This is a genomic window from Arhodomonas sp. KWT (assembly GCF_010993615.1).
In genome coordinates, this window is the sequence record NZ_WNXE01000001.1 from 23,802 (window position 1) to 34,329 (window position 10,528).

General features: G+C 67.8%; 9 protein-coding genes. 8 read left to right on the top strand and 1 reads right to left on the bottom strand.

What is annotated here, in order from left to right:
- Nucleotides 1-86: 86 nt before the first annotated feature.
- Complete coding sequence (locus G7A99_RS00125; protein WP_163138569.1) at nucleotides 87-2,078, bottom strand: tetratricopeptide repeat-containing sulfotransferase family protein; 1,992 nt, start codon at nucleotides 2,076-2,078, stop codon at nucleotides 87-89.
- Nucleotides 2,079-2,350: 272 nt separating this feature from the next.
- Here G7A99_RS00125 and G7A99_RS00130 point away from each other — a divergent pair, with 272 nt between their 5' ends.
- From G7A99_RS00130 to fliF, 8 genes are all read left to right on the top strand, one after another.
- Nucleotides 2,351-3,871, top strand: coding sequence for a flagellin (locus tag G7A99_RS00130; protein ID WP_018717357.1), 1,521 nt, complete (start codon nucleotides 2,351-2,353; stop codon nucleotides 3,869-3,871).
- A 141-nt stretch (nucleotides 3,872-4,012) separates the two neighbouring features.
- On the top strand, nucleotides 4,013-4,345 hold the full coding sequence (locus G7A99_RS00135; protein ID WP_084594097.1) for a flagellar protein FlaG: 333 nt from the start codon (nucleotides 4,013-4,015) through the stop codon (nucleotides 4,343-4,345).
- A 44-nt stretch (nucleotides 4,346-4,389) separates the two neighbouring features.
- Nucleotides 4,390-5,817, top strand: a complete 1,428-nt coding sequence (gene fliD, locus G7A99_RS00140; protein ID WP_163138570.1) for a flagellar filament capping protein FliD — start codon at nucleotides 4,390-4,392, stop codon at nucleotides 5,815-5,817.
- Between the two features lie 71 nt (nucleotides 5,818-5,888).
- Nucleotides 5,889-6,311, top strand: coding sequence for a flagellar export chaperone FliS (gene fliS / locus G7A99_RS00145; RefSeq protein ID WP_018717360.1), 423 nt, complete (start codon nucleotides 5,889-5,891; stop codon nucleotides 6,309-6,311).
- Nucleotides 6,298-6,642 carry a flagellar protein FliT gene (locus tag G7A99_RS00150; protein WP_018717361.1) on the top strand — a complete coding sequence of 115 codons (345 nt, stop codon included), beginning with the start codon at nucleotides 6,298-6,300 and terminating at the stop codon, nucleotides 6,640-6,642. The genes fliS and G7A99_RS00150 overlap by 14 nt, the downstream gene beginning before the upstream one ends.
- Before the next feature lie 508 nt (nucleotides 6,643-7,150).
- Nucleotides 7,151-8,560: a sigma-54 dependent transcriptional regulator gene (locus tag G7A99_RS00155; protein WP_018717362.1), complete on the top strand. Its 1,410-nt coding sequence runs from the start codon at nucleotides 7,151-7,153 to the stop codon at nucleotides 8,558-8,560.
- A gap of 546 nt (nucleotides 8,561-9,106) precedes the next feature.
- On the top strand, nucleotides 9,107-9,442 hold the full coding sequence (gene fliE / locus G7A99_RS00160; protein ID WP_026320970.1) for a flagellar hook-basal body complex protein FliE: 336 nt from the start codon (nucleotides 9,107-9,109) through the stop codon (nucleotides 9,440-9,442).
- Between the two features lie 14 nt (nucleotides 9,443-9,456).
- A partial coding sequence (gene fliF, locus G7A99_RS00165; RefSeq protein WP_163138571.1) for a flagellar basal-body MS-ring/collar protein FliF occupies nucleotides 9,457-10,528 on the top strand: 1,072 nt, incomplete at its 3' end.

Here is a 10,528-nt window from a genome sequence, read left to right on the forward strand (position 1 = left end):
GCCGGTAGGTCGTGCACGGCCGCGAGGCCGTGTGCGACATCCCATCCCTCTCCGAAAGCCACGCGCAAAGGCACGCCAACGCCCGCCTATTCGAACGCCAGCGCCTCCCCCAGCCCGTTGATCAGCGGCTTGAGGTGCTTCTTGTAGTGCCGCCAGCGCTGCTTGGACTTCGTGTAGATCGGCTGGCGGACCTGGTCGTAGCTCGCCGTCAGGGTGCGTACGCCGGAGCGCGTGTGGTCCAGGCAGGCGTCGTCCCACGGCAGGTCACAGAACTCGAGCATCCGGCGGATTTCCAGCTCCGGGTCACTGACCAGGCGCTCGTAGTGCAGCTCGTGGATCGACAGCGGCAACGCCTCCCGCCAGTAGGCCATCAGGCGCCGGTAGTGGCGGTAGTAATGGGCCAGGTTGTCCTGGTCGTAGGCGAACTGCAGGCCCGAGGCGGCGAAGTTCTGGAAATAGCAGGACAGGCAGGTGTCCAGCGGGTTCCGGTTGCAGTGGATGATCCGCGCGTTGGGGAACAGCAGCGCGATCAGGCCGAGATGCATGAAGTTCTGCGGCATCTTGTCGGTGACCCGCAGTGTCTCGTCCGGCGCCAGCTCAGCGAGGAAGTCCAGGTACTGCCCGGCGGCCTTCGCCGCGGACTCCCGGGTGAGCTCCGGCACGCACTCCGGGTAGGGGGTGGTGACGTCCATGAGCTCCGGCAGGGCGTTGGCGATGCTCTGGATCTCGCGTAGCTCGCCGGCGGCGGTGACGCCGGGGTGGCTGGCGATGACCTGCTCGGTGAGGCTGGTGCCGGAGCGGGGCATGCCGACGATGAAGATTGGTCGCCGGGAGTCGCTGCCGATACCCGACAGGCGCTCGAACAGCGCCTTCGTGAAGGTCGTGGTCACCGCGTCGAACTGCTTTTCCGCGAACGCCCGGTCGTAGGTCCGGGGCTTGATCTCGTTGCCGCGCCGGAAGAAGTCGAAGGCCCGGTCGTAGTCGCCGATGTCGTCGTAGAGCTGCCCCGCGGTGAAGTAGAGGCCGTAGTGCGAGCGGCTGGCGAGCCTGCCGGACATGGCGCGGTCGACGATCTCCGCGGCCTGCTTCTGTTCGCCCATCCGGCGGGCGAGGGTGAGATAGGCCCCCAGGGTACCCGGGGCCACGGTGGCGTTGTTCTCGATCAGCGGCCGGACCAGCTCGAAGGCCTCGGCCTTGCGGCCGCTGCGTTCCAGCACCCGGGCCTTGATGCTGACGAGCTGGTCGTCGCCGGGTTTGAGTGCCAGTGCCCGTTCGATCGCATCCTGCGCCTGGTCCCACTCCCCCTGGCCGGCCAGGATCTCCGCCATCAGTCCCAGCCCCGCGGTGTCCTCGGGGGCCAGCGCGATCGCCTTGCGAGCCTCTCGGTAGGCCTGTTCGTGGCCGCCGGAGTGGGCGAGGCACTCAGCGAGCAGCCGGTGGAAGCGTGCCTCGCCGGGGGCGTAACGCACCAGGCGCTTCGCCCAGGCCAGCGCTTCCTGCGGGCGCGCCAGCGCCACGAGGGTGGAGGCCAGTGCGAAGAGTCCGAGGACGTGGCGGTTGTCGAGGTTGACTGCTGCCCGCGCGATGTTCTCCGCCGAATCGTGCTGGCCGATCTCCAGCAGCGCCTCGGCGAGGTTGGCGAAGGCGTCCGGATCCCGCGGGGCCGCGACCACGGCGCGGTTGAGCACCTCGGTGGCCTGGGCGTATTCGCGGCGCGCCTTATGAATAATGCCGATGTTGAGCAGGGCCTTGGCGCAGTGTTCGTCGTGCGCCAGCGCCTGCTCGAATACGGCCCGGGCCTCGTCCAGACGGCTCTCGCCGTACAGGGCGGTGCCCTGATTGCAGAGGAAGACCGTATCGCCGGGGGCGAGCTCGACGGCCATGCCGAAGAGCTGGCCGGCCACGTCGTGCTGGCCGATCCGCATCGCGAGCAGACCCAGGCCGTTGTAGGCGTCCGCGTTCTCGGGATCATCCGCGAGGACTGCGCGGTAGCCCGCCTCGGCCTCCTGCAGGCGTCCGGCGCCCTGGTGCAGGTCGGCCAGCTCCAGGCGCTCGTTGTCCGTGCCGGCGTTAGTCATGTCTGTCGTTCCACCTGTTTGTCCGTCCACGCGGGAGTGTCGCATCCACGGCGCCTGCCGCCCAGCGGGCCCCGCCATGGCGCCTCCCGCGGCCCGTACGGGGCATTGCAAGGGGCGTGCCGTCGCCGATTGGATAATCTCTTGTGGTCAGGGGGTAAAGTCCTTCGCGGGGGTGCCGATAGAGGGTTTGAAGGCGGCCATCAGTGCATCAGACAGGCCGGTCGCCGAAGCGCAATCCGGGGCTCCGGACTATCTGGCAAGGAGACTGAGCAATGGCACAGGTCATCAACACCAACATCGCGTCGCTGAATTCCCAGCGGCACCTGAACAACACCCAGGACACCATGCGTACGGCCATGGAGCGTCTCTCCTCGGGTCTGCGCATCAACAGCGCCAAGGACGACGCGGCGGGGCTTGCGATCTCCAATCGCATGACCGCCCAGATCAACGGCATGGACCAGGCGGCACGTAACGCCAATGACGGCATCTCCCTGGCGCAGACCGGCGAGGGCGCGCTCCAGCAGATGACCAACAACCTCCAGCGCATGCGTGAGCTGGCGGTGCAGTCGCGTAACGCCACCAACGCCACCCAGGACCGGGAGTCGCTGGACGCCGAGTTCCAGCAGCTGCTCTCCGAGAACGACCGTCTGGCCAAGACCACGGCGTTCAACGGCCGTAATATCCTCGACGGCAGCCTCGGCACCGAGGAGTTCCAGGTGGGCGCCAACGTCGGCGAGACCATCTCCGTGGACGTCAGCTCCAGCATGCGGACGAACTCCATCGGTAATCACGCCACGGCGGACTACGCGCTGAACGACTACTCCGCTTCCACCAGCGCGCCGTCGAACAGCAACGATTTCTTCCTCGACAGCTCCGGCGATCTGGCGATCAACGGTGTCAACGTGGCGTCCGTTAGCTCCGCGCTGACCTCCGACGAGATGAGCGCGGGCCGCGGCGCCAACTCCGCCTATGGTATCGCCGAGGCGATCAACCTGGGCACCGAGGACCACGGCGTGACCGCAACGGCAGAGGCGGCGCAGACCACCCTGAGCTTCAGCGAGCTGAGCTTCGGTGACAGCACCAACACGTCCGAGACCTACACCCTCGAGATCAACGGCAAGACCATCACCCAGCAGACCGAGGGCAGCGTGGACGTGAGCAGCGCCGAGGCGCTGGCCACCCAGATCAACAACGCCTCCAACGAGACCGGCGTGGGTGCGCGGGTGGACGGTTCCGGCAAGCTGGTGCTGAGCGCGGAGGATGGCCGCAACATCGAGATCAAGGAGTCCGTGGGCAGCTCGGCCAGTGTCGGCGGCTTCTTCGGCAACACCGGAATTACGGCGACCGGCGGTGAGTACACGGTCTACAAGGGCAGCGTGCGCCTCGATTCCGACAACCAGATCTCCGTGGCCAACAACGACGGCGAGTCGCAGTCGTTCAGCACGGTCGCCGCCACTGCGACCGACACCACGGGCACCAAGGCCCTGTCCGCTTCGGACATCCTGACCGCCGCGAACTCGGATGCGGCGCTCCAGCGCATCGACTCCGCGCTCTCGGACGTCGACTCGCTCCGGGGTACCTTCGGTGCCATCCAGAGCCGCTTCGAGTCCACGGTCTCGAGCCTCGAGACCAGCTCGGAGAACCTCTCGGCCGCGCGCAGCCGCATTCAGGACGCGGACTTTGCCGCCGAGACGGCCAAGCTGTCCAAGGCCCAGGTGCTCCAGCAGGCGGGTACGTCGATGCTGGCCCAGGCCAACCAGCAGCCGCAGTCGGTGCTGAGCCTGCTGCAGTAAGGCAGGCGGATGGCGGCGCCCTGACCCGGGGCGCCGCCGCTTACCGGGTGGTGAGAGGGTCCGGAAATGGCAACCGTTCAGAATGTTTCACAGGGGCTTTCTCAGGTGGTGCCCCCCACCACTGAGGCCGATGGCCGCTCAATGTCTCGATCAACGGTGCAGCAGCAGCGCACGGGGGACCAGCCCCGCACCTCGGCGATACAGGACTCGGAGCGCCCGGCCCTGGGCGGCGAGGGTGAACGCAAGGCGGCGGAGCAGCTCGTGGAGCAGCTGCGCGAGCGCTTCGAGCGCTATGACCATAACCTGCAGTTCTCCGTGGACGATGCCACCGGACGCAGCGTGGTGAAGGTGGTGGACGGCCGTACCGACGAGGTGATCCGGCAGATTCCGCCCGAGGATATCCTCGAGTTGGCGCGTTTCATGCACAAGTTGAGCGACGAAGACGGCGGCGCACTGTTCCGGACCGAGGCGTGACGGACGGTTCGCCGGCGGCGGTCAATCGGTAAGAGGTCAGCCCCATGTCAACGCTCACCAGCCTGGGAATCGGCTCCGGCCTGGACATCAACCAGACAGTTTCCGATCTCGTGTCCGCCGAGCGTGAGCCGGCCGAGTCGCGGCTCTCCTCGAAAGAGGAGACCTATCAGACCAAGCTCTCGGCCTATGGCGCGCTGAAATCGGCCCTGTCGAGCTTCAGCGATAGCATCCAGGGGCTGCAGAAGGTCGATACCTTCGGGCAGCGAAGCGCGAGCTCATCGGATTCCGAGGTGTTCACTGCCTCGGCGGATTCGACCGCGCAGACCGGATCCTACTCCATCGAGGTCACGAAGATGGCGAGCCCGCAGAAGCTCGCCAGTGCCGGCGACATGGGATGGAGTGAGGACTCTACCGTCGGCACGGGCACGCTGAGTATCGGTGTCGGTGGTTCCTCGTTCGACGTCGAGATCGGCAGCGGCGACAACACCCTGTCCGGCATTCGGGACGCCATCAACGACGCCGACGGCGGCGTGACCGCAAGCATCATCAACGTCGACGACAGCAGCGGCAACACCGAATCGCGCCTGGTACTCACCGCGGACGACCCGGGTACCGAGAACACGATTACCGTCGGCGTCAGTGGTGACGGAGACGGCGACGACACGGACGCCGCCGGCCTGTCGGCACTGCGTTATGACTCCGGCGTGAGCAACCTCACCGAGACCCAGACCGCCGAGGACGCGGTGATCCAGGTGGATGGTCAGACCGCGACGCGTTCGAGCAACAGCATCGACGACGTGATCCCCGGTGTGACCATCGACCTGGCGTCCTCTGCGCCGGGCGAGACCCAGACACTCACCGTGGGCCGTGACGACAGCGGCGTTAAGTCCGCGCTGGAGGATATGGTCAAGGGCTACAACACCCTGATGCAGACCATCAGCCAGCTGACCAGCTACGACAAGGCCAGTGGCGAGGCCTCTGTGCTGCTTGGGGACGCCACCGCCCGCGGGCTGCAGACGCAGGTCCGCCAGGGCGTGACCAGTCCCGTCGAGGGTGTCGAGGGCGATCTCCGCAGCCTCGCGGATCTCGGCCTGGGGGTTGGTCGCGACGGCCAGCTGAGTATCGACGAGGAGCGTCTCAACGCCGCCCTGGAGGACAATCCGAAAGGTGTCGCGGAGCTGTTCACGGCGGATTCCGGCGGGGTAGCGGGCCGGCTGGAGGAGATCGCCGATTCGTATCTCGGCGATAACGGGCTCATCAGCAGCCGCACCGACGGGCTGCAGGACCGGCTCGATCGTATCGCCGACCAGCGCGACGATCTGGACCGGCGCATGTCCAACCTCCAGCAGCGGTATCTCGACCAGTTTATTGCCATGGACCAGATCGTCTCGGACATGGACAGCATGCAGAGCCAGCTGACCCAGGGGCTGAAGAGCCTGCCGGGCTACATCAGCACCAACGGGGACAACTAGCGCCGACTGGCGTTCGTTTGAAACAGACGCCCCGGAGCGGGGCACACGGGGTACGACAGAGGTAGCGGCAGATGACTTACGGCGTTAACGCCTACCAGCAGGTGGATCGCAGCGGTGCGAACTACGCTGATCCCTGGCAGCTGACAGCGATGCTGTTCAACGGTGGTCTGGAGCGTGTAGCCCAGGCCCGCGGCGCGATGGAGCGTGGCGATGTCGCGGTGAAGGGCGAGCGTATCGGCAAGGCGATCGGGATCCTCGACGGTCTGCGAGCCAGTCTGAATCATGAAGAGGGTGGAGAGCTGGCGAGCAACCTGGATTCGCTGTACGAGTATATGCAGCGGCGCCTGGTGGCGGCCAACGCGCATAATGACTTGACGGCGCTGGACGAGGTCGCGACCCTGCTCCGCGAGATCAAGGAAGGCTGGGACGGAATCCCGGCAGAGGCACGCAATGCCCCCGGACAGCAAAACGCCCAGGCCGGTGGCGCCGTCTGACGGCGATGCCGCCGCGGCCGCGGAGCGCGAACGCATCGCGCGGCGGCTGCTGGCGCTCACCCGTGAGATGCGCACCTTCGGTGAGGCGGGTGACTGGGTCGGCTTTGCCGAACGCGAGGCTGAACGCCAGGAGCTTTCCCGCGAGCTCTTTGCCACCCCGGTTCCCCACGATGCCGCCCCGGTGGTCGCGGACTGCGTCCGCCGGGTGCTTGAGCTCGACGAGTCGCTGATCGAGCTCGCCCGTGCCCACCGCGACGAGGCCGCCCGCATGCTGGAGGAGTCCCAGCGCGGGCGCCAGGCGGCCGACGCCTACCGCCGCTTTTCCCGCTGAGCCCAAAGAGACGTCGCCCGCCTTCGGGAACCCCGGGTAGGTCGTGCACGGCCGCAGGCCGTGTGCGAGAGCTCCCGCCGACGCGCGACACGGCGCTACCCGAGACGTCGCACGCCTTCGGCGCACGACCTACCGAACCGTCCGGTAGGTCGTGCACGGCCGTGAGGCCGTGTGCGACAGCTCCTGCCGATGCGCGACACGGCGCTACCCGAGACGTCGCACGCCTTCGGCGCACGACCTACCGAACCGTCCGGTAGGCCGTGTGCGACAGCTCCCGCCGACGCGCGACACGGCACCAACGGAGGCGGCGCACGACCGGGGTGTCAGGGCGTCGACACCTGGTGACGGTGCGTCCTTTGATCGTCGGTTCATTGACGCCGGGTTCTCGAACTGCTGAACTCTAGCCCCGGGTGAGAACCGGCGCACACAAGAAGGCGGACGTGTCTCACCCCGGAAGAACAACAAGGCCGCCTGAGGGGGTGGCCCTTCTGATGAACGGGGCAATGCAATGGCGAATGTTCTGGTGCTCGACGCGGACGCCGAGCGGGCTGCTGGCGTCTGCGCTGTCGTGGAATTCGTCGGGCACACGGCGCGCTGTGTGGCCCATCCGGCGGAGTTCGACGGCGTGCTCGGTGAGGTCGATCCCGCGCTGTGCCTTGTCGTCGGGGGCGACGATTCAGGGGCCGAGCTGCTGAACGCGCAGTGGGAGCGCCTGCCCGGCGTGCCGGCCTACCTGGTCGGGGTGGAGCGGGGCAGTGCGCTGAGCCGTGGTGCCAATGTGGTCGGTACCCTGCAATTGCCATTGCGCCGCCAGGAGTTCCAGTCGGCGATGCAGAAGGTCCTCGGCCAGCCCGCGAGACCCGCCGAGGGAGCGCGGGATGCGGTGCCGCGGCTCGTCGGCGAGAGCCGGACCATGCAGCGCGTCGGGCGGCTTATCGAGCAGGTCGCCGCGAGCGAGGCCAGCGTTCTGGTCCTCGGCGAGTCCGGCACCGGCAAGGAGGTGGTGGCGCAGCAGATCCACGCCCAGTCCGGGCGGGCTGACAAGCCGTTTGTACCCGTCAACTGCGGCGCTATTCCCGCGGACCTGCTGGAGAGCGAGCTCTTCGGTCACGAGAAAGGTGCGTTTACCGGTGCTATCTCGGCGCGCCAGGGCCGTTTCGAGCTCGCCCAGGGGGGCACGCTGTTCCTCGACGAGATCGGCGACATGAGCCTGCACATGCAGGTCAAGCTCCTCCGCGTGCTTCAGGAGCGCACCTTCGAACGGGTGGGCTCCAATCGCAGCATCGAGGCGGACGTGCGTATCATCGCGGCCACCCACCGTGATCTGGAGCGGCGGATCGCCGACGGCGAGTTCCGCGAGGATCTCTACTATCGCCTCAATGTCTTCCCCATCGAGCTGCCGGCGTTGCGGCGCCGGGTCGCCGACATCCCGGTGCTGGTGGACGAGATCGTGCGCCGGATCGAGAGTGACGGCCGGGGCTCCGTGTCGTTCAGTCCGCGTGCGCTGGCGCTGTTCGCGCGCTATCACTGGCCGGGCAACGTCCGCGAGCTCGCCAACCTGGTCGAGCGCATGGCTATCCTCCACCCGTGGCAGGAGGCGGATGTTGACGACCTGCCGGAACGCCTTCTCGAAGCGGTGGACGAGCACATCCCCGAGCCCGAGCCGGAAGCGGAGGCCGCGGCCGTGGAATCGGATGCTGCCGGGGGGGGCTGGCCGTCCCTGGATCCGGAGACCGGTATGGACCTCCGCGAGGTGCTCGGCGATCTGGAACAGCGTCTGATTCGTGACGCCCTGGATGCCACCGACGGCGTCGTGGCCCGTGCGGCGAAGCTGCTCAACCTGCGTCGCACGACCCTCGTGGAGAAGCTGCGCAAGTATGGTATCGACCGCGAGGACACCGCCTCGCGCCCGGCGTGACCGGGGTGTGGGGAGCAGGATGGCGTTTCGCGGATATCCCGGGCGGCGGGGGGTTGACCGAAGACGTCGCACACGGCCTGGCGGCCGTGCCCGACCTACAACGATGGGTAGGTCGTGCGCCGCAGGCGTGCGACGACTTTCGGGGTGCCCGAGCGGGGTCAGGGACGTCGCACACGGCCTGGCGGCCGTGCCCGACCTACAACGATGGGTAGGTCGTGCGCCGCAGGCGTGCGACGTCTTTCGGGGCGCCCGAGCGGGGTTAGGGATGTCGCACACGGCCTGGCGGCCGTGTCCGGCCTACCCTTGGCGGCGGGAGCTACACCTTCTCCCCAACCCCTCTCCTGTGAAGGGAGAGGGGCACGGCGCGGTCGGCTTGGCCGGTAGGTCGGCTGCTCCTGGCAGCCGACAGGCCGGCTGTCGGCAGTTCCGGGCGGAGCCGTTGCGTCGGCCGGCGCCGGATTTGCCCGGCACGTGACGGGGGTTCTCGAAAGTGGGCACGGCCCTTGCAACACCGGGGCAGGTCCAATGCCCGTGGAGGGAATGAACATGGCCGACCCCAGTATCCAGCAGGTGCTCGCGCAGATGCGCACCCTGGCCTCGCAGGCCCAGCGCACACCGTCCAACGAGGCCGCGGCCACCGCGACCGGCACCGCCTCGTCGTCGCAGGGCTTCCAGGGGATGCTCACCGATGCGCTGCGTTCCGTGAACGACCTGCAGCAGACCGCGAGTCAGAAATCCGACACCTTCCTCCGGGGCGGCAACGTCTCGCTGGCAGAGGCAATGGTGGCGGGGCAGAAGTCGCGGGTGGCGTTCACTGCGGTCAAGGAGACCCGGACCCAGCTACTGGACGCATACCGCCAGATATCGCGGATGCAGGTGTAACTTAGGGCACGGCAATGGCGCAGGCGAGTCAGGCACTCACGACACAGCCCGGGCAGCAGCCCGCCACCGATACCGCCGGGTCGGGACCGCGGCGCGACGGTCAGGGGCGGCTCGGCCGGCTCATCAGCGAGTACCTGGGCGACCGGGTATTCCGTCAGCTCGCGCTGGTGCTTGGCCTGGCAGTGGCGATCGCCGCCGGTGTTGGCCTGGTGATGTGGGTGCAGGAGCCCATGTACCGGCCCCTGTTCTCGGATCTGCCCGCCGAGGACGCCAGTGCCGTGATGGACGCCCTGCAGACGGCGAACATCCCGTTCCAGGTGGACGAGAACAGCGGCGCCATCATGGTGCCGATGGATCGCATCTACGACGCGCGCATGACGCTCTCCGCCCAGGGCCTGCCGCAGACCGGTGGTGTGGGGTTCGAGAGCCTGCGCAAGGATCCGGGCTTCGGCACCAGCCGGTTCCTGCAGACGGCCCGGTTCCACAGGGCGCTGGAGACCGAGCTCGGCCGCACCATAACCAGCCTCAACGCCGTGCGCTCGGCGCGCGTGCATCTCGCCATCCCCGAGCGCTCGGCGTTCGTCAGCGAGGACCGCAAGCCCACCGCATCGGTAACCGTCACGCTATTTCCCGGCCGGTCGCTTAGCGACGGCCAGGTCCGGGCGGTGGTCAACCTCGTCGCCGGCGCGGTTCCCGAGCTCAGCGCCGAGCGTGTTTCAGTGGTCGATCAGGACGGCACGCTGCTCACCGAGCAGTCCGGGGGCAACGGTGCCGAGGCCAGCGGTGAGCAGCTCGCCCAGCAGCGGCGTATCGAGCGGAACTACGTCCAGCGCATTCGCGATCTGCTCGCGCCCATCGTGGGCCGGGACAAGGTGCGGGCGCAGGTGGATGCGCAGCTTGACTTTTCGGTCACCGAGCAGACCGAGGAGCGCTACGACCCGGATCAGACGGCGCTGCGCAGCGAGCAGATTTCCAATGATCGTTCCGTGCGCGGCGAGGGGCCGAACGGTGTCCCCGGTGCCCTGACCAATCAGCCGCCGGCGGGCGGCCAGTTGGCCCCTGTACAGCAGGGACAGCAGGGACGCA

Bases quoted from the DNA above. Each gene is read 5' to 3' on its own strand.
- G7A99_RS00125 (WP_163138569.1), bottom strand. From the start codon at position 2,078: ATGACTAACGCCGGCACGGACAACGAGCGCCTGGAGCTGGCCGACCTG.
- G7A99_RS00130 (WP_018717357.1), top strand. From the start codon at position 2,351: ATGGCACAGGTCATCAACACCAACATCGCGTCGCTGAATTCCCAGCGG.
- G7A99_RS00135 (WP_084594097.1), top strand. From the start codon at position 4,013: ATGTCTCGATCAACGGTGCAGCAGCAGCGCACGGGGGACCAGCCCCGC.
- fliD (WP_163138570.1), top strand. From the start codon at position 4,390: ATGTCAACGCTCACCAGCCTGGGAATCGGCTCCGGCCTGGACATCAAC.
- fliS (WP_018717360.1), top strand. From the start codon at position 5,889: ATGACTTACGGCGTTAACGCCTACCAGCAGGTGGATCGCAGCGGTGCG.
- G7A99_RS00155 (WP_018717362.1), top strand. From the start codon at position 7,151: ATGGCGAATGTTCTGGTGCTCGACGCGGACGCCGAGCGGGCTGCTGGC.
- fliE (WP_026320970.1), top strand. From the start codon at position 9,107: ATGGCCGACCCCAGTATCCAGCAGGTGCTCGCGCAGATGCGCACCCTG.